Origin of the sequence: Mycobacterium sp. OAS707 (genome assembly GCF_014873705.1) — a bacterium.
Classification (GTDB): Bacteria; Actinomycetota; Actinomycetes; order Mycobacteriales; family Mycobacteriaceae; genus Mycobacterium.
Window position 1 is genome coordinate 682,429 of record NZ_JADBDS010000003.1, and the last position, 17,607, is coordinate 700,035.

Here is a 17,607-nt window from a genome sequence, read left to right on the forward strand (position 1 = left end):
AAAAACGTTGCCTGCTACTGCCCCAATGTGTTCTGCATCGCCCCGGCCAGCACGTTCACCGCCGGGCCGCCGTTGCCAGATTGGCAGACTTTCGCCTGCAGCAGAACGTTCTCGCGCTTTCGGGTGGTGGTGAAGCAGCGGCGGTCGGTCCCCGCCTCCTGTTTCACCCAGTCCGCGTCGGTCGCCCCGGCCGGCCCGCCGCTGAAGGTCCACACCTGAGTGGTGAAGTTGTCCAGGTGCATCGCGGTGGTCTGGCCATTGCAGCCCGCGGTTCGGTCGACGACGCGGTGGAAGGCGCGGTCGGCCGCGTCGCTGGTGGCGAATACCCCGACCGCCTGCTTGACCATATGGGTCTGGTCGTTGTCGGCGGTCTGCGCGACCGCACCGTTGAACGACGCCAGGTCCGGATCGAGGTAGACCTCCGGCAACCCGACGTCGGCCCAGTTGTTGCAGGCCGGCTCGTCGACGTAATACGACTGGAACGGATCGGTGTATGTCCACGCGAACCGCAATGGCGCGCCGACGATATTGCTCACCGAACCCTTGCCCATCACCGCGTAGTTCACCACGCCGGGGTCAGACGGACGGGCTTGCGCCGGCGCAGCCACCGCAAGACCGACGGCCAGCACAACGCCTGCGCCCGCGGCGGTCCGCACCCGCTAGACCTTCGCCGACAACGTGACGTCGATATTGCCGCGGGTGGCCTTGGAGTACGGGCAGACCTGGTGGGCCTGGTTCATCAGATCGTCGGCCGCGCTCTGCTCGAGGCCCGGCAGGTAACCGATCAGCGCAGCGTTGATCGCGAAGCCCCCTTCGGGGTCCTTGCCGAAGCCGACCTGTGCGGTGATCCCGCTCGCGTCGTCCAGGTCGATCTTGTTGTTGCGCGCTACAAGTCGAAGCGCACCCAGGAAGCACGCCGCGTAACCGGCGGAGAAGAGCTGCTCGGGGTTGGTGCCCTCGCCGTTGCCGCCTGCTTCCTTCGGCATGCGGGTGTCGAGATCGATCCTGCCGTCTGACGACTTCACGTGGCCGTCGCGGCCGCCCCCGGTTGCGGTTGACTCAGCGGTGAAAACGACTTCGATGCTCATGGGCTCGATCATGCCAGCCGGCACGACAACGGCAAGACGCCCCGGCCGAGGGGTGACCGGGGCGTCTTGGGTGACAAGTTGTTACGACGGGCGTGGTGCAGTGGTGCTCGGGGCGCCCGGCTGTTGCGGGCCGGGACCCTGTGGCCCTTGGAAGTTCGGGCCGCCCGGTCCCATCGGGAAGGGACGTTCGAACTCGCCGCGCGGCGGACCCATCGGGAACATCGGCGGCGGGCCCTGGTGGATGATGCCGAATTCGCGGTCGCCGTCACCGTGGTGCCAGCCGCCGCGGTGGCCGCCGGAATGCGCGCCGAGGAAGAAGCCGGAGAAGAAGACGACGGCGACGATGAAGACGACGCCCGCCACAATCCCGACCCAGGCGGCAACCGCGGTGAGCCGGCTGTGGCCTCGCGGCTCGGTGACTACAGCGGTCGGCTCGGTCGGCGGAGGCGTGGCGGTGGCCACTGGGCCGGTCGCAGGTTCAGAGGACGTTGGTTCGCTCATGTATCGAGGATGCAAGCGATGCCGATGCGTCCGTGATGAATTGCTTATGAATCAGCTGTGAATGCTCCAATGTGTTGCTGGCGCGTGGCGCGGGTACAGGTGCAGTCATGAACAGCGACGCGCTAATCGCGGTGTCGGGCCTGCTCATGCTGGGCGGCGCCGCGCTGACCGGGGCTTTGTGGGGCACTCAATTGGTGGCAGCACCACTGCGGTGGTTGTTGAGATAACCGGGACTACGCCTTCACGGGGTTCACTGCGAACTGGATGACCCGGTACGGCGTGTTGTCGCCGGGGCCGGTGTTCCACTGGCTGACGAACACCCGTAGCTCGTCGAGCGTCGAGCCGGGTGAGAGGTAGCCGCCGTACGGCTGTGCCAGCTGGTTGTTTTCCGGCGGGCCCAGCTCCTCGGCAGGATCGGGCCAGGTGCCCGCGACGACCACCGTTGTAACCGGCGCGGTTCCCAGCCCGGTCGGATCAGCCGCGACGCGCACCTCCATGTTCCCGGTGCTGGCGTTGAAGTACGACAGCACCGTCTGGCCGTCGATCTGTCGCACACTCATTTCGCCGACGCGATCTGGCCACAGCGGTGTCGGCGGCTTGCCCCAGCCCCCCTGAGCCGACCAGCCCTGCCAGGTGGCCCGGTCGGTGAACGTTTCCTTCTTCGCCCGGTACAACACCACCGGCCCGCTGCGGTCGAAGTTGTTGGCGACGAGATACACCCAGCCGGTTGGGGAATCCGGCTTGGGGATCGGGTCGTAGTAACCGCTGACCTGCGACTGCGTGGCGCCCTCATAGCTGGCGGGCCGGGCAGAGTTCGGGACGGTAGGCCAATTACCTTGTGCCGGATTGGCTTTCACCAGCCTGGAATTCTGCGGCACCAGATCCTTCACCGTCGTCACCATCAGGTAGTTGTCCCTGTTGATCTGCACCACGCCCGCGGGCAACTGCGACATCCCCGGCGGTGTCGGGTCGGCCAGCAGCGGATTCATGTTGCCGGTGACCCGGTCGTAGCGCACGCCCGTCGGGTCGTCGATCGAGTCGCCGTCGACGTGCAACGCAATCGGTGAGTGCCACGGCCCGAACCCGACGCCTTGTCCTGCGAAGCTGTCGCCGCACACCTGCAGGATGCCGTCCGGGAACTCCATGAACTCGCAGAGGTCGGTGGCGCCGATGTCGTAATCGCTTGTCGGCGTACCAGTTCCGGCCGCGGGCGCGATACGGATCACCTGACCGGGCGCCAACGGGGGCAGCACGGGCGCGGGGACGGGCTCCGGCTCCGCATGCGCCGGCGAAACTGTATTCCAGCAGAGAAAGATCAAGAAGAGGCCTGCTGGAATACAGTTTCGGCGCAAGGTTAGCCTCGAGCCAGCAGCTCAGCGATCTGAATTGTGTTCAGCGCAGCACCTTTTCGCAGGTTGTCGCCTGAGACGAACAGCGCGAGCCCGCGACCGTTTTCCACGCCGGGATCCTGGCGGATCCTTCCGACGAGCGACTCGTCGACACCCGCGGCGGCCAGCGGCGTGGGCACGTCGACCAGCTTCACCCCAGGCGCCTCGGCCAACAGCTGACGCGCATGCTCGACCGAAAGCGGCCGCGCGAATTCGGCGTTGATCGACAACGAGTGCCCGGTGTAGACCGGCACCCGCACGCACGTTCCGCTCACCAAGAGGTCGGGGATGCCGAGGATCTTGCGGCTTTCGTTGCGCAGCTTCTGGTCTTCGTCGGTCTCGCCGGAGCCGTCTTCGACGTACGAGCCGGCAAGCGGGACAACGTTGAACGCGATCGGGGCGACGTATTTGTCAGGCGCGGGGAATTGCAACGCCGAACCGTTGGCCACCAACTCCCTGCTGTCGCCGACGACGGCGCTGGCCTGTCCGTACAACTCCTCGACGCCTGCGACGCCACTGCCCGACACCGCCTGGTACGTCGAGGCGATCATCCGCACCAGTCCGGCCTCGTCGTGCAGCGGCTTGAGCACCGGCATCGCGGCCATCGTCGTGCAATTCGGGTTGGCGATAATGCCTTTCGGCCGGTTGCGGGCGTCGCGCTCGAAGTTGACCTCGCTGACCACCAGCGGCACGTCGGGGTCCTTGCGCCATGCCGACGAGTTGTCGATGACGACCGCTCCCGCCTCGGCGAACCGCGGCGCCTGCACCCGCGACATCGTCGCGCCTGCCGAAAACAGGGCAATGTCAATGCCACTCGGATCAGCCGTCGACGCGTCCTCGACCTCGATCTCCTGACCACGGAACGACAGCTTCTTGCCCTGCGAGCGCGCCGACGCGAAGAACCGAACACTGGTGGCCGGAAAGTCCCTCTCCTCCAACAGCGTTCGCATCACCTGGCCGACCTGACCGGTCGCACCAACCACACCGATGTTGACCATTTATCGCCCCGTCCCCGCGTAGACAACCGCTGCCTCGTCGCCGCCGAGTTCGAACGCCTCGTGCAGCGCCAGAACCGCCTTGTCCAGCTCAGTGTCCTTGATCAACACCGAGATTCGGATCTCCGAGGTCGAGATCAGGTCGATGTTGACTCCGACCTCGGCGAGCGCCTCGCAGAACTTCGCCGTGACGCCGGGATGGCTGCGCATGCCCGCGCCGACCAACGACACCTTGCCGATGTGGTCGTCGTAGAGCACCTTCGAGAATCCGATCTCCTCCTGCAGGGAGGCCAGCTTCTCCACTGCGCCAGGGCCGCTTTCGCGCGAGCAGGTGAACGTGATGTCGGTCTTGCCGTCCTCGATCTTGGAGATGTTCTGCAGCACCATGTCGATGTTCACGTCGGCGTCGGCAACCGCGCGGAACACCTTGGCGGCGTAGCCGGGTACGTCGGGGATGCCGACGATCGTCACCTTCGCCTCGCTGCGATCGTGAGCGACTCCGGTGATGATGGCGTCTTCCATGGGGATGTCCTCTATCGATCCGGTCACGAACGTGCCGGGCTTATCTGAATACGACGACCGGACGTGGACCGGCACGTTGTAGCGGCGGGCATATTCGACGCAGCGCAGCATCAGCACCTTGGCGCCGCACGCGGCGAGCTCGAGCATCTCTTCGAACGTCACCGTGTCCATCCGCCTGGCGTTGGGCACGATGCGCGGGTCGGCGGTGAAGATGCCGTCGACGTCGGTGTAGATCTCGCAGACGTCGGCCTTGAGCGCCGCGGCCAGTGCCACGGCGGTGGTATCCGACCCGCCGCGGCCGAGCGTGGTGACGTCCTTGCTGTCCTGGCTGACCCCTTGGAAGCCGGCGACGAGGACGATCAGGCCCTCGTCGAGTGCGTCCTGCACCCGGCTCGGGGTGACGTCGATGATCTTGGCGTTGCCGTGCGTGCTGGTGGTGATCACGCCCGCCTGCGACCCGGTGAACGACCGGGCCTGCGCGCCCAGCGAGTCGATGGCCATCGCGACCAGCGCGTTGGAGATCCGCTCACCGGCGGTCAACAGCATGTCCATTTCCCGCGCCGGGGGCGCCGGGCACACCTGCTTGGCCAGATCCAGCAGGTCATCGGTGGTGTCGCCCATCGCGGAGACCACGACGACGACGTCGTTGCCCTGCTTCTTGGTTTCGACGATGCGTTCGGCGACGCGGCGGATCCGTTCGGCATCCGATACCGAGGATCCGCCGTACTTCTGTACGACGAGCGCCACTGTGAAACCTTTCTTGGCGGGGTTCATCTAAGAATAAGGGGTCTGCGCACACCATTTACTCCGCCGGTAGCGTCAAGATGTGGTCAAGACCGACGAGCGCTTGCGCGAGGAGCAGACAGCCACGGCCCAGACCCGAGTGCCCATCCATCCGCACCTCGCCCAACGCTGGAGTCCGCGGTTGTTCGACGCAGACGCCGTGCTCGAGGCCGATGACCTCGTCGCGGTCCTCGAGGCAGCACGCTGGGCCGCCACCTGGGGGCACCGTCAGCCGGTGCGCTTCCTGGTCGGACTGCGTGGCGATGAGACCAACACCAAGATCGCCGGGCTGCTCAAGCGCGGGAACAGCTACGCCAAGGCCGCCGGGGCGCTGGTGATGGTCTGCGTCGACGAGGGCGAGGACGAGCGGACCGCACGATATGCCGCCGTCGACGCCGGTGCGGCGATCGCCCAGTTGACCGTGGAGGCGACCTCGCGCGGTTTGATCGCGCACCCGATGGCGGGCTTCGACGGCGACGCCGCGCACGAGGTGTTCGGCATTCCCGAAGGAGTGCGTCCCATCGCGGTCGTCGCGGTCGGATCGCTTGGCGACTACGACAACGCGCCGCCCGAGATCGTCGAACGCGACGCGAAGGGTCGCGACCGACTGCCCCTGGAGGACGTGGCCTTCACAGGCACGTGGGGCCAACCGCTGCTGTGACTCAGGAGCAGGCCTTGGCCAACTCGTCGAGACCGTTGGAGATCCTGGCGTTCAGCGCCGCCATCTCGTAGACCGCAGGCGGCGCAGGCGCGCCGGGAGCACGCGAGTCGGTCTGTGAGCGCACAAGCGACAGCTTCCCGACGAAATCATTGGCCAGGCTGGCGACCGTCGTCGCCGTGCGCGCCAGGTCGGGCTTGGTCACCTTCTGCGCGCGCTCAGCCATGCCGTCGGCCCATGCCTGATATGCGGCTTCCTCGGCGACCGTCGGAACGCCTTTCGCGTCACCGGTTTTCGACGCGATCTGCTCACCCTGGGCCCGGTTGAAGTCCAGCAGGTCCTTGACCGGACGGCACTCCTCGGACGGTCCGGCGAACACCGTGTAGCGCAGCACCAGCGCCGCAACTGCGACCACCACGACAGCAATGGCGACCCACCAACGCCGGTCTAGTTTCATCCGACGAACTTAACCCGTCCGAAACACCGCGAGCCTGTCCACGTAACAGAAACATTGATTACTACCAGTGAACGGCCCTGGCGAGGGCCGCCCACTCCAGGAGATGTACATGGATACAGGAACCACGGCATTCATGCTGTGTTGCATCATCGGGCTGACGATGATGATTCCCGGGCTCGCGCTTTTCTACGGCGGCATGGTGTCGGTCAAGAGCTCGACCAACATGATGATGATGACGTTCGGCGCGGTGGCCGTCGTCGGCGTGCTCTGGGTGCTGTTCGGGTTCTCGATGACATTCGGCACGTCCTACGGCGGCTTCGTCGGCAGCTTCACCGAGTTCGCGGGCATGAAGAACCTGACCGAGCCGATGACCACCATCAACGGCCTGCCGGTGAGCCTGTTCTCGTTGTTCCAAGCACTTTTCGCGGCGATCACGGTTGCGCTGGTTTCCGGTGCGGCAGCCGACCGGATGAAGTTCGGCGCCTGGATGACGTTTGCAACGGCGTGGGCGATCCTCGTCTACTTCCCCGTCGCGCACTGGGTGTTCGCGTTCGACGGCGTGGTGACGCCGGACGCCAAGGGCGGCTGGATCGCCAACCAGCTCAAGGCCATTGACTTCGCGGGCGGCACGGCTGTGCACATCAACTCGGGCGCCGCGGCGCTGGCCGTCGCGATCGTGCTCGGCAAGTCGCTCGGATTCGGCAAGTTCCGCAAGCCGCACAATGTGCCGCTGACACTGCTCGGTGCCGGACTGCTGTGGGCAGGCTGGTATGCGTTCAACGGTGGCTCGGCGCTGGCCGCAGGCACCTCGGCGGCCATCGTCATGGTCACGACGTTCACCGCGACCTGCGCGGCGACGCTGGCGTGGCTCGGCGTGGAGAAGATCAAGGACGGGCACGTCACCGGTGTCGGCGCGGCGTCGGGTGCAGTGGCCGGGCTCGTGGCCATCACGCCCGCGTGCGGCGCGGTCACCCCGGTCGGCTCGATCTTCCTGGGCCTGATCGCCGGTGCGATCTGCCCGTTGGCGGTGGGCCTGAAATCCCGCTTCGGCTACGACGACTCACTGGACGTGGTCGGCGTTCACCTGGTCGGCGGCGTGATCGGCACGCTGCTGATCGGCTTGTTCGCCAGCGCAAGCATGCCGAACAAGACCGACGGCCTGTTCTACGGCGGTGGGCCCGAGCAACTGTTGAAGCAGGCGATCGCCGCGGGCGCGGTGATGGCCTACTCGTTCGTGGTCGCGTACATCATCGCGTTCGTCATCAAGAAGACGATGGGCATTCGCATCTCCACCGACGAAGAGGAAAAGGGCATCGACGCGAAGTTCCACCGGGACGCCGCGTACGAACTTCAGCCCGCCTGACGAGCTCCGGCCGGCGCGGAAACCACTCGCCCGCGCCGGCCGGCCCTCACTGGTGAAAGAAATGGGAGAAGCATGTCCGAGCTAGCCACCCTGGCCGAACAGTCGGGAACGAAGTTCATCCTCGCACTGTTCGTCGACCTCCGCGGCAAGCCGTGCGCGAAGCTGGTGCCGGTCGAGGCCGTCGATCTGCTCGCGACCGAGGGCGTCGGGTTCGCCGGGTACGCCGTCGGCGCGATCGGCCAGGAGCCCAAAGACCCTGACCTGATGGCCATTCCGGACCCGGCATCGTTCACGCCGGTCCCCTTCATCAAGGACGGCCTCGCGATCGTGCACTGCGATCCGCACGTCAACGGCGAGCCGTGGCCCTTTGCGCCGCGGGTCATCCTCAAGTCGCTGATCCAGCGGGTTGCCGACGCGGGCTACGAGCCGTGGGTCGGCGCCGAGGTCGAATATTTTCTGCTGCACCGGAATTCAGACGGCAGTCTGTCGGTCGCCGACACCGCCGACGACGCCGCACAGCCCTGTTACGACGCCAGGGGCGTGACACGGATGTACGAGCACCTCACCGCGATATCGACGGCGATGAACACGCTCGGTTGGTCCAATTACGCCAACGACCACGAGGACGGTAACGGCCAGTTCGAGCAGAACTTCGAATACGCCGAGGCGCTGACCACCGCCGATCGCGTCATCACGCTGCGCTACATCCTGTCGATGATCGCGGCCGAACGCGGCATGGTGGCCACCTTCATGCCGAAGCCGTTTGCCGACAAAACCGGCAGCGGTCTGCATCTGCACCTGTCGCTGACCAGTGGCGGCGCGCCGGTCTTTCCCGCTGACGACGACCCTCGCGGCCTCGGTCTTTCCGAGACCGCATATGCATTCGTCGGTGGAATCCTCGATCACGCCGGTGCGCTGCAGGCTGTGGTGGCGCCAACAGTCAACTCCTACAAGCGAACCGGCGCGACGACGACGGCTTCGGGAGCATCGTGGGCGCCGAGGACGCCAACCTACGGCGGCAACGACCGCACCCACTACATCCGCGTGCCCGACTCGGCGCGCGTCGAGTTGCGCGGCGGCGACGGCAGCGCCAACCCGTATCTCGCGATCGCCGCGGCACTGGGCGCCGGCATCGATGGGGTCAAGCGCAGCGCTGACCCCGGAGACATTGGCGGACAACACCGTTCACCGCTGCCGCCAACGCTGCTGCACGCAGTCGACGAGTTCCAGCGCGACCCCGTCGTCACCGGGGTGCTCGACGCCGCGGGCGACGGTGTCGCCGATTACTTCGCCAACGTCAAGCGTGACGAGTTCTTTGCCTATCACAGCGCGGTGACGCCGTGGGAGGTCGACAGCTACCTCACCGCGTTCTGAATCGCCGAAGAGTCAAAGGAGACAGTAGATGTGCGGGATCGTCGGGCTGCACCTGCGCACGCCGGATCTCTATCCCCGGCTTGGCGAACTGCTGACCGGGATGCTGTGCGAGATGGGCGAGCGCGGCAGCGACTCGGCAGGTGTCGCTGTGTACGGCGACCCGGTCTGGTCGCCGCCGGGCCGCGGCTGCGTCTCGGTCCTGGAGGTGACCCCGGCGGCCGATGCCATCGACCTCGACGTGAGCATCGTTCGCCTCGGCGACACCTATCTCGTTACCGCAGAAGCGTCTTCCGGTGAGCTATTACACGCGGTGAAGGCGGCCTACCCGCAGGCCCTCATCGCGGGGTTCGGCGCGGATATGGCCGTGCTGAAGGGAGTTGGACATCCGCGCGAGCTGACCGAGGGCTGGGGTTTGAGCAAGGCACAGGGTTGGCAGGGCGTCGGCCACACCAGGATGGCAACCGAGTCGGCGGTGACGCCGGCGGGTTGCCATCCGTACGCGGTCGGTCCAGAACAGTGCATGGTGCACAACGGCTCGTTCGCCAACCACGCCACGATCCGCCGCGAACTCCGCGCCGCCGGTGTGCAATTCGACAGCGAGAACGACACGGAGGTGGGCGCGCGGTTCATCGCCAAGCAGTTGGCCGACGGCCGCGACGTCGAGGCCGCACTCAAGGAACTGTGCGCGGTCTTCGACGGGTTCTACACGCTGCTGGTGTCCAATCGCGACTCCTTCGCAGTGGTGCGCGACGCGATCGCATGCAAACCGGCCGTCATCGCCGAGACCGACGATTGGGTCGCGATGGGCAGCGAATACCGGGCGCTCGCAGGGCTTCCCGGCGTCGAATCGGCCAAGATCTGGGAGCCGGAACCGGAGGTGATCTACGCGTGGAACAGGTGACCGCATTCGATCTGCGCACCACGCCGCTGCGGGAGATCAACGCCGCACTGCACAAGCCGGACCTGTCTGGTGAGTTCGTGATCGCGAATCCCGATGGCGCGCACAACGTCGCCGTCGGCGTCGACGCGCCGGTGAAGGTGACGATCGACGGACACGTCGGCTACTACGCCGCGGGGATGAACCAGCAGGCCGAGATCACCATCGACGGTAACGCGGGCACCGGCCTGGCGGAGAACATGATGAGCGGGACCGTCTGGGTCAAAGGCAGCGCGTCGCAGTCGGCGGGTGCCACCGCGCACGGCGGTCTGCTGGTGATCGAGGGAGACGCAGCCGCTCGGTGCGGGATTTCGATGAAGGGCGTCGACATCGTGGTGGGTGGCAATGTCGGACACATGAGCGCGTTCATGGCCCAGGCCGGCCGGCTGGTGGTTCGCGGCAATGCCGCCGACGCACTGGGCGACTCGATCTACGAAGCGCGCATCTACGTCCGCGGCGACGTCGCATCGCTCGGCGCCGACTGCGTCGCCAAGCCGATGCGGTCCGAGCATCACGAGGAGCTCGAATATCTGCTGAAGGCTGCGGGTTTCGAGGGAGACGACACCGCGGCCTACACCCGGTACGGCTCCGCGCGAAACCTCTACCACTTCCACATCGACAACACCTCGAGCTACTGATGACCAACTGGGAACTTCGCGAATCCGCCACCTTCGACAGGCCGACGATCGCGGCCATCCAGCGTGCCGCCGAGACTGGCATCTACGACATTCGGGGATGGGGCGCCAAGCGGCCGCTGCCACATTTCGACGACCTGCTGTTCCTCGGTGCGTCGATGTCGCGCTATCCGCTCGAGGGTTATCGCGAGCGGTGCGGCACCGATGTCGTGCTCGGTGACCGGTTCGCGAAACATCCACTGCACCTGGATATTCCAGTGACGATTGCCGGCATGTCGTTCGGTGCGCTGTCGGGGCCGGCCAAGGAGGCGCTTGGCCGCGGCGCCAGCGAGGTGGGCACATCGACAACCACGGGCGACGGTGGCATGACACTCGAGGAGCGCGGGCAGAGCAAGTACCTTGTCTACCAATATCTTCCGTCGCGATACGGGATGAACCCCGACGACCTGCGCAAGGCAGACGCGATCGAGGTGGTGCTCGGCCAGGGCGCCAAACCCGGCGGCGGCGGAATGCTGCTGGGTCAGAAGATCTCCGAACGCGTCGCCGCGATGCGCACGCTTCCCGAGGGCATCGACCAACGCTCCGCGTGCAGACACCCGGATTGGACGGGTCCCGACGACCTGACCATCAAGATCAACGAACTGCGCGAGATCACGGACTTCCAGAAACCGATCTACGTCAAGGTCGGTGCCACGCGGACGTACTACGACGTGAAACTGGCCGTGCATGCCGGTGCCGATGTCGTGGTCGTCGACGGCATGCAGGGCGGCACCGCCGCCACCCAGGAGGTGTTCATCGAACACGTCGGCGTCCCGACGCTGGCCGCAGTGCCGCAGGCCGTGCAGGCGCTGGCAGAGCTCGGCGTGCACCGCAAAGTGCAACTCATCGTGAGCGGCGGCATCCGCACCGGCGCCGACGTCGCCAAGGCGCTTGCGCTGGGGGCCGACGCCGTCGCGATCGGCACCGCAGCGCTGATCGCGTTGGGCGACAACCATCCTCGCTACGCCGCCGAGTACGAGAAGCTCGGCAGCGCGGCAGGCTTCTTCGACGATTTCCAGGACGGCACGGATCCGGCCGGGATCAGCACGCAGGATCCCGAACTCGCGGCGCGGTTCGACCCGGTCGAGGGGGGCCGCAGGCTCGCCAACTATCTGCGGGTGCTGACCATGGAGGCCCAGACCATCGCCCGCGCCTGCGGCAAGGCGCACGTGTGCCACCTCGAACCGGAGGACCTGGTCGCGGTGACCATCGAGGCAGCCGCGATGGCGCGGGTGCCGCTGGCGGGAACGTCATGGATCCCGGGGCTATGACGGCAGACGTCGTCATCGTCGGCGGCGGCATCGAAGGTGCGGCGACCGCGTGGGCGCTCAGTCAGCGCGGCATCACCGATGTCGTTCTGCTCGAACGCAATACCGTCGCGTCGGGGATGACCGGCAAGTCCAGTGGCATCGTCCGCTGCCACTACGGGGTCACGTCGCTTGCCGCGATGGCCACCGTCGGACTCGAAGTCTTCGAAAATGCCGAGGAGATCTTCGGTACTGACATCGGATTCCGGCAGACCGGATACGTCGTCGGCGTCGGCGAATCCAACGTCGAATCGCTGCGCAAAAGCCTTGCCGCGCAACGCGCGGTCGGTGTGCAGACCGAGGAGATCGACAAATCGGACGTCGCCGACCTGTGGCCGTTCGCAGACCTGTCGCCGTTCGAGGCGTTCGGCTGGGAGGCGCGCGGCGGCTACGGCGACGCGTACATGACCGCGCAGGCGTTCGCGGCGTCGGCCCGCGCGGCGGGCGTGCGAATCCGCCAGGGCGCCAATGTGATCGAACTGCTGGTCACCGGCGATCGCGTCACCGGCGTCCGGCTCGCCGACGGCAGCGAGATCTCCGCCGGCACCGTCGTCGTCGCTACGGGCGTGTGGACGAAACCGTTTTTGGCGCCGTACGGCGTCGACGTGCCGATCCGCGTGGTGCGCGAACAGATCGTCACGATCGCGCCAGGCATCGATATCGGGGCGGTGCCCGTGTTCTCCGATCTGGTGTCGTTGCAGTACGTGAGGCCAGAGGTCGGCGGCGACATCCTGTTCGGCAACAGCGACCTGTCCGACGTCGAAGAAGCGGATCCGGACAACTACCTGAACCGGGCCACCGACGCCTTCGTCGACCTCACCGTGGACAAAGTCGGCTCCCGATTCCCCGGCTTCGCGGACGCGGCGATCAGCAGCAGCTACGCGGGCTGTTACGACGTCACACCGGATTGGAACCCCGTCATCAGCCGAACCGACATGCAGGGCCTCGTCGTCGCAGCGGGATTCAGCGGGCACGGATTCAAGATCGCGCCCGCAGTGGGCCGACTGGTCGCCGACCTCGTCATCGACGGACACAGCACCGACGCGCGCATTCCGCACTCCGACTTCCGGCTGTCCCGGTTCGACGAGGGTGACCTGCTCAAGAGCCCGTATCCGTATGTCGGCGCCGGGCAAATGCGATGATGGTGGCCCCGTGACAGACGTTCCGCTTCTTCGCAACAAGTCGGGCACGGCGCGAGACCGTGACCCACACGAGCCCGTCGAGGAGCTCGAGTTCGAAGCCGCGATCGGTCGAAACGTGCGCCAGCTGCGGCTGCAGCACGGCCTGACAGTGGCGGAAATGGCTGCCCGCGTTGGCATTTCGAAGGCCATGATGTCGAAGATCGAAAACGCCCAGACGTCATGCAGCCTGGGCACGCTTGCGTTGCTGGCCAAGGGTTTCGACGTGCCGGTCACCAGCCTGTTCCGTGGTGCGGACGTCGAGCGGCCCGCGGCGTTCGTCAAGGCGGGCACCGGCGCGCGCATCGTGCGCAACGGCACGAAGGAAGGCCACGAGTATCAGCTGCTCGGGTCGTTGCGGGGCGAGCACAAACGCCTCGAGTGCCTGCACGTCACGCTGTCGGAGAAGAGCCAGACCTATCCGCTGTTCCAGCACCCCGGCACCGAATTCATTTACATGCTCGAGGGCGTCATGGACTACAGCCACAGCCGCTCGGTGTATCGCCTGCACCCCGGCGACTCGCTGCAGATCGACGGTGAAGGCGCACATGGGCCTGTCGATCTGGTGGAGTTGCCGATCCGCTTCCTGTCGGTCATCGCCTTCCCTGACTCTCAGGTCTGAGTGGCTATGCGACCGTCCCGTCCTGCGGCAGCACCTCGATCCCAGACAGGACAGTCTCGGCCTCGCTCTGCTGCGCAGGATCTTGCGACCCACCGACCTGCACCACGGCGATCAGGTATGTGTCCCCGCCGGATTCGGCCACCACGGCCACGGTCTTGAACGGGTCGTCGCTCGGCAACGCATTCACCGCGCCGCCCATCGCCGGCTCAGCCGCCGCGATGGAGACCGTCTCTGCAGGCAACCCGCAGACGGTGCCAGGCGTGCTGGTCAGTTCAGCCGACAGGCCCTCCTGTTCGGCGCCAATCAACAAGCCCTCTTGGAAGTTGTCGAAGATGACTGCAGGATCGCCCTCCGGAATCGACCTCACCATGACTATGACCGCCGCTTCGTCGTCCGACAGCGCGAGCCGGGTGGGCGAGCCATCCTTTTCGAGTTCGGGGGTGCGCTCCCAACCGGTGGGCTGGGGAATGCGGATCTGCGGTTCAGTACTGCCTGCGGCCGGAACATCCAGCATCGGTGTGTCGACGTGTGTGCAGGGGCCCCGGTCACCCGCCATGGCGGCTCCGGGCGTGACGTTGGTGCAGCCGGTCACGGACAGGGCCAGCACCGTTGCGGCGCCTGCGGCGGTCAGGATCAGTCGGCTGCGGGTAGAAGTGGTGGCCACGATGTGCTCTTTCTGCGTTCGGCGACCCCCGATGGGCCGCGCTCATAGGTAGGAGCGGCGACGCCCGGTACCTCTGACACTTTTTTGACGACTTTTTTGGACCGACAGCCAGGCTTGCTACAGTGGTCGGGTGCAGCGGGTGCTCCTTCTCGGCAGCCGCGACGGGGTCTGATCAGACTGGCCTCCCGTCGCGGGTAGTCGCGATGCGCCGGTCGAGTCCCGTCTATAACTCCCGGAGCAATCCCAATGACTACCTTCTCGAAATCCACGCCAGATTCACCTGACGCCTTCAATTCCGTACGAAGCATCAACAAGCCGTCCGGCCCGGCCAACCCGGGCCAACCGGCCTGGAACACTCAACGGGCCACGTCCATGCCGGTCAGCCGGTATCGGCCATTCGCCCAGGAAGTCGAACCCGTCACGCTCGCCGACCGCAGCTGGCCCGACAAGGTCGTCGACCGCGCCCCGATGTGGTGTGCCGTCGACCTGCGCGACGGCAATCAGGCGCTGATCGACCCGATGAGCCCGGCGCGCAAGCGTCGCATGTTCGACCTGCTGGTCCGGATGGGCTACAAGGAGATCGAGGTCGGTTTCCCGTCGGCCAGCCAGACCGACTTCGACTTCGTCCGCGAGATCATCACCCAGGGCGCGATCCCCGACGACGTGACCATCCAGGTGCTGACGCAGTGCAGGCCCGAGTTGATCGAGCGGACGTTCGAGGCGTGCGAGGGTGCACCGCGAGCGATCGTGCACTTCTACAACTCGACCTCGATCCTGCAGCGCAGGGTCGTGTTCCGCGCCGACCGCGAGGCGGTCAAGGCCATCGCCACCGACGGCGCCCGCAAGTGCGTCGAGGAAGCCAAGAAGTACCCGGGCACGCTCTGGCGCTACGAGTACAGCCCGGAGTCCTACACCGGTACCGAGTTGGAGTACGCCGTCGACGTGTGCAACTCCGTCGCCGAGATCATCCAGCCGACGTCCGACGTGCCGCTCATCGTCAATCTGCCCGCCACCGTCGAGATGGCCACGCCGAATGTGTACGCCGACTCGATCGAGTGGATGCACCGGCACCTGACCCCGCGCGAGGCCATCATCTTGAGCCTGCATCCGCACAACGATCGCGGAACTGCCGTTGCCGCAGCGGAATTGGGCTATCAGGCCGGTGCCGACCGAATCGAGGGCTGCCTGTTCGGCAACGGCGAGCGTACCGGCAACGTCTGCCTCGTGACGCTGGGATTGAACCTGTTCTCCCGCGGCATCGACCCGCAGATCGACTTCTCCAACATCGACGAGATCCGTCGCACTGTCGAGTACTGCAACCAGCTACCGGTGCACGAACGCCACCCGTACGGCGGCGATCTCGTCTACACCGCGTTCTCCGGCAGCCATCAGGACGCCATCAACAAGGGCCTCGACGCGATGAAGGTATCGGCCGACGAGCAGGACGCCGATGTTGACGACATCCTTTGGCAGGTCCCGTATCTGCCCATCGATCCGAAGGACGTCGGCCGCACCTATGAGGCGGTCATCCGGGTCAATTCGCAGTCGGGCAAGGGCGGCGTGGCCTACATCATGAAGGCCGACCACGGTTTGGCCCTGCCGCGCCGGTTGCAGATCGAGTTCAGCCAGGCGATCCAGAAGATCACCGACGGTGAGGGCGGCGAGGTCTCCCCGAAGGAGATGTGGGACGTTTTCGCCGACGAGTACCTGGCGCCGATCCGGCCGCTGGAGCGCATTCGGCAGAAGGTCACCGCAGCCGAGGTCGACGGTGGAACGGACACGATCGAGGCCGTGGTCAAGGTCGACGGCATCGAACGCGAGATCGTCGGCGCAGGCAACGGTCCGCTCGCCGCGTTCGTCGACGCGCTCGGCGCAATCGGGATCAACGTCTCGGTGCTGGATTACTCCGAGCATGCGCTTTCGGCTGGCGAGGAGGCGCAGGCCGCTGCCTACGTCGAGGCGTCCATCGACGGCAAGACCGTGTGGGGCGTCGGCATCGCGACTTCGATCACCACTGCATCGCTTCGCGCGGTGGTGTCGGCGGTCAACCGCGCAAGTCGCTCCTAATCGAGGAAGGCGCTCAGCAGTCGGTTCACAAGACCGGCGGCATCTAGCGCGCCCGACTCGGGCGCCATGGTGAGATTGCTGAACACAAAGCCGTTGAGCAATCTGCTGAGTTCGTCCATCCGCTGCGGTGTCGGGGTGAAGCCGGCGGCCTCGATGATGAGTGTCGCCGACTTCACCGCGGCCGCCTGAAGCTCCTTCATTAGCGGCCGAAGCTCTTCTCGCCGGGTGCTTTCCATGAAAAGCTCGAACCGTGCGAGGGTGAAGCGCCGCATCTGCTCGTCGGGTTCGAGCATGCGAATCATCAACGCCTTCAACGCATCCCGACTCAGCGGACCGATCGCCGACTGCAGCGTCTCGACGCGCTGCCAGTGCAGATCAACCGTCCGTTGGGCGGTCGCCTCGAGCAGCGCCTGGCGCGTGCGGAAGTAGTTCGACGTGGTGCCCGCCGGCACGCCCGCGCGGCTGTCGACCTGTCGGTGCGTGAGCCCCCCGACGCCGTCATCACACAGGATGTCGATCGCGGCGTCGAGGATCTGCGTCCGTCGTTCTGGATTGGGTGGCATCAGTTCCTATATTGCAGCCTGGCGAACAGGGTCAGGAACGCCGGGTAGACGACGATCAGCAGGAACCAGCTGAACCACATCGGAAACCATGTGACCAAAGTGGTGTCCCAGATGATGTAGGAGCAGTAGATGTGCAGCGGCACACTGCCTGCGATGTAGACCACCGAGCCGGTGAAAAGCGCGCGGTGCCGTTTGTTGGCAAACCTCACGCGATGCGTCGCCAGCAGCACGATCCCGGTGACGGCGGCATATGTCATCGGCACGAGCAGGATCTTGTCGGTCGTCGGCGTGATCGCGTATTGCAACGCCCAGGCGTCACCGAAAATCACCCGCAGCAGATGCAGGACCACGCCGAGAACGATGGTCAGCATCGCCGCTTCCTTGAAGAAGTAGCCGTGGCGCCGATAAGCGTCTGAACGGGACGGTTTACGTACTACGTCTGTAGTGGTTGTCATCAGCCGACGGT

19 protein-coding genes are annotated in these 17,607 nt (G+C 65.9%); 9 read left to right on the plus strand and 10 right to left on the minus strand.

The features are described from left to right. Positions 1-14: 14 nt before the first annotated feature. The 6 genes from GGC64_RS21460 to GGC64_RS21485 all read right to left on the minus strand — a co-directional run bounded on the left by GGC64_RS21460 (position 15) and on the right by GGC64_RS21485 (position 5,241). Positions 15-656, minus strand: a complete 642-nt coding sequence (locus GGC64_RS21460; RefSeq protein ID WP_192724539.1) for a sensor domain-containing protein — start codon at positions 654-656, stop codon at positions 15-17. A gap of 3 nt (positions 657-659) precedes the next feature. Further along, positions 660-1,088: an organic hydroperoxide resistance protein gene (locus GGC64_RS21465; protein WP_192724540.1), complete on the minus strand. Its 429-nt coding sequence runs from the start codon at positions 1,086-1,088 to the stop codon at positions 660-662. Between the two features lie 81 nt (positions 1,089-1,169). Further along, entirely contained in the window at positions 1,170-1,589 is a 420-nt protein-coding gene (locus GGC64_RS21470) for a hypothetical protein (protein WP_192724541.1), read from the minus strand. A gap of 233 nt (positions 1,590-1,822) precedes the next feature. Then, the gene (locus GGC64_RS21475; protein ID WP_225952125.1) at positions 1,823-2,908 is read right to left on the minus strand and encodes a DUF4185 domain-containing protein; all 1,086 of its coding nucleotides are present in this window, start codon (positions 2,906-2,908) and stop codon (positions 1,823-1,825) included. A 35-nt stretch (positions 2,909-2,943) separates the two neighbouring features. Further along, positions 2,944-3,975 (minus strand): aspartate-semialdehyde dehydrogenase, encoded by a 1,032-nt coding sequence (locus tag GGC64_RS21480; RefSeq protein WP_192724543.1) that lies wholly within the window; start codon positions 3,973-3,975, stop codon positions 2,944-2,946. Beyond that, the gene (locus tag GGC64_RS21485; protein ID WP_192724544.1) at positions 3,976-5,241 is read right to left on the minus strand and encodes an aspartate kinase; all 1,266 of its coding nucleotides are present in this window, start codon (positions 5,239-5,241) and stop codon (positions 3,976-3,978) included. Positions 5,242-5,320: 79 nt separating this feature from the next. Between GGC64_RS21485 and GGC64_RS21490 the strand changes: the two genes are divergently transcribed. After that, positions 5,321-5,938 carry a nitroreductase family protein gene (locus GGC64_RS21490; RefSeq protein ID WP_370582232.1) on the plus strand — a complete coding sequence of 206 codons (618 nt, stop codon included), beginning with the start codon at positions 5,321-5,323 and terminating at the stop codon, positions 5,936-5,938. Between the two features lies 1 nt (position 5,939). Here GGC64_RS21490 and GGC64_RS21495 read toward each other — a convergent pair whose 3' ends face one another. Further along, positions 5,940-6,392 carry a hypothetical protein gene (locus GGC64_RS21495; RefSeq protein WP_192724545.1) on the minus strand — a complete coding sequence of 151 codons (453 nt, stop codon included), beginning with the start codon at positions 6,390-6,392 and terminating at the stop codon, positions 5,940-5,942. A gap of 109 nt (positions 6,393-6,501) precedes the next feature. Here GGC64_RS21495 and GGC64_RS21500 point away from each other — a divergent pair, with 109 nt between their 5' ends. The 7 genes from GGC64_RS21500 (at position 6,502) to GGC64_RS21530 (ending at position 13,847) form a co-directional block, all read left to right on the plus strand. Next, positions 6,502-7,755 (plus strand): ammonium transporter, encoded by a 1,254-nt coding sequence (locus tag GGC64_RS21500; RefSeq protein ID WP_192724546.1) that lies wholly within the window; start codon positions 6,502-6,504, stop codon positions 7,753-7,755. 72 nt (positions 7,756-7,827) lie between these two features. Further along, positions 7,828-9,129 carry a type III glutamate--ammonia ligase gene (glnT, locus tag GGC64_RS21505; RefSeq protein ID WP_192724547.1) on the plus strand — a complete coding sequence of 434 codons (1,302 nt, stop codon included), beginning with the start codon at positions 7,828-7,830 and terminating at the stop codon, positions 9,127-9,129. A gap of 28 nt (positions 9,130-9,157) precedes the next feature. Continuing rightward, entirely contained in the window at positions 9,158-10,030 is an 873-nt protein-coding gene (locus GGC64_RS21510; RefSeq protein ID WP_192724548.1) for a glutamine amidotransferase, read from the plus strand. After that, positions 10,018-10,704, plus strand: coding sequence for a protein glxC (locus GGC64_RS21515; RefSeq protein ID WP_192724549.1), 687 nt, complete (start codon positions 10,018-10,020; stop codon positions 10,702-10,704). The genes GGC64_RS21510 and GGC64_RS21515 overlap by 13 nt, the downstream gene beginning before the upstream one ends. Beyond that, positions 10,704-12,011 carry an FMN-binding glutamate synthase family protein gene (locus GGC64_RS21520; RefSeq protein ID WP_192724550.1) on the plus strand — a complete coding sequence of 436 codons (1,308 nt, stop codon included), beginning with the start codon at positions 10,704-10,706 and terminating at the stop codon, positions 12,009-12,011. The genes GGC64_RS21515 and GGC64_RS21520 overlap by 1 nt, the downstream gene beginning before the upstream one ends. Next, positions 12,008-13,189, plus strand: a complete 1,182-nt coding sequence (locus tag GGC64_RS21525) for an FAD-binding oxidoreductase (protein ID WP_225952127.1) — start codon at positions 12,008-12,010, stop codon at positions 13,187-13,189. Before GGC64_RS21520 ends, GGC64_RS21525 begins: the two co-directional genes overlap by 4 nt. Then, a complete protein-coding gene (locus GGC64_RS21530; RefSeq protein WP_192724552.1) occupies positions 13,164-13,847 on the plus strand; it encodes an XRE family transcriptional regulator in 684 nt (227 codons plus the stop codon). Before GGC64_RS21525 ends, GGC64_RS21530 begins: the two co-directional genes overlap by 26 nt. Positions 13,848-13,851: 4 nt before the next feature. On the opposite strand, the gene GGC64_RS21535 is transcribed toward GGC64_RS21530, so the two are convergent. Further along, the gene (locus GGC64_RS21535; protein ID WP_192724553.1) at positions 13,852-14,511 is read right to left on the minus strand and encodes a hypothetical protein; all 660 of its coding nucleotides are present in this window, start codon (positions 14,509-14,511) and stop codon (positions 13,852-13,854) included. 246 nt (positions 14,512-14,757) lie between these two features. Between GGC64_RS21535 and leuA the strand changes: the two genes are divergently transcribed. Beyond that, positions 14,758-16,578, plus strand: a complete 1,821-nt coding sequence (leuA, locus tag GGC64_RS21540) for a 2-isopropylmalate synthase (RefSeq protein ID WP_192724554.1) — start codon at positions 14,758-14,760, stop codon at positions 16,576-16,578. Here leuA and GGC64_RS21545 read toward each other — a convergent pair. Further along, on the minus strand, positions 16,575-17,141 hold the full coding sequence (locus GGC64_RS21545) for a TetR/AcrR family transcriptional regulator (RefSeq protein ID WP_192724555.1): 567 nt from the start codon (positions 17,139-17,141) through the stop codon (positions 16,575-16,577). The genes leuA and GGC64_RS21545 overlap by 4 nt on opposite strands. Then, positions 17,141-17,596, minus strand: a complete 456-nt coding sequence (locus GGC64_RS21550) for a hypothetical protein (protein WP_192724556.1) — start codon at positions 17,594-17,596, stop codon at positions 17,141-17,143. The genes GGC64_RS21545 and GGC64_RS21550 overlap by 1 nt, the downstream gene beginning before the upstream one ends. Positions 17,597-17,607 lie beyond the last annotated feature (11 nt).

Excerpts from the sequence above, each read along its gene's own strand:
- GGC64_RS21545 (WP_192724555.1), bottom strand. The coding sequence starts at position 17,141 with ATGCCACCCAATCCAGAACGACGGACGCAGATCCTCGACGCCGCGATC.
- GGC64_RS21470 (WP_192724541.1), bottom strand. The coding sequence starts at position 1,589 with ATGAGCGAACCAACGTCCTCTGAACCTGCGACCGGCCCAGTGGCCACC.
- GGC64_RS21510 (WP_192724548.1), top strand. The coding sequence starts at position 9,158 with ATGTGCGGGATCGTCGGGCTGCACCTGCGCACGCCGGATCTCTATCCC.
- GGC64_RS21465 (WP_192724540.1), bottom strand. The coding sequence starts at position 1,088 with ATGAGCATCGAAGTCGTTTTCACCGCTGAGTCAACCGCAACCGGGGGC.
- GGC64_RS21480 (WP_192724543.1), bottom strand. The coding sequence starts at position 3,975 with ATGGTCAACATCGGTGTGGTTGGTGCGACCGGTCAGGTCGGCCAGGTG.
- GGC64_RS21525 (WP_225952127.1), top strand. The coding sequence starts at position 12,008 with ATGACGGCAGACGTCGTCATCGTCGGCGGCGGCATCGAAGGTGCGGCG.
- GGC64_RS21520 (WP_192724550.1), top strand. The coding sequence starts at position 10,704 with ATGACCAACTGGGAACTTCGCGAATCCGCCACCTTCGACAGGCCGACG.
- leuA (WP_192724554.1), top strand. The coding sequence starts at position 14,758 with ATGACTACCTTCTCGAAATCCACGCCAGATTCACCTGACGCCTTCAAT.
- GGC64_RS21550 (WP_192724556.1), bottom strand. The coding sequence starts at position 17,596 with ATGACAACCACTACAGACGTAGTACGTAAACCGTCCCGTTCAGACGCT.
- GGC64_RS21495 (WP_192724545.1), bottom strand. The coding sequence starts at position 6,392 with ATGAAACTAGACCGGCGTTGGTGGGTCGCCATTGCTGTCGTGGTGGTC.
- GGC64_RS21500 (WP_192724546.1), top strand. The coding sequence starts at position 6,502 with ATGGATACAGGAACCACGGCATTCATGCTGTGTTGCATCATCGGGCTG.
- glnT (WP_192724547.1), top strand. The coding sequence starts at position 7,828 with ATGTCCGAGCTAGCCACCCTGGCCGAACAGTCGGGAACGAAGTTCATC.
- GGC64_RS21530 (WP_192724552.1), top strand. The coding sequence starts at position 13,164 with ATGTCGGCGCCGGGCAAATGCGATGATGGTGGCCCCGTGACAGACGTT.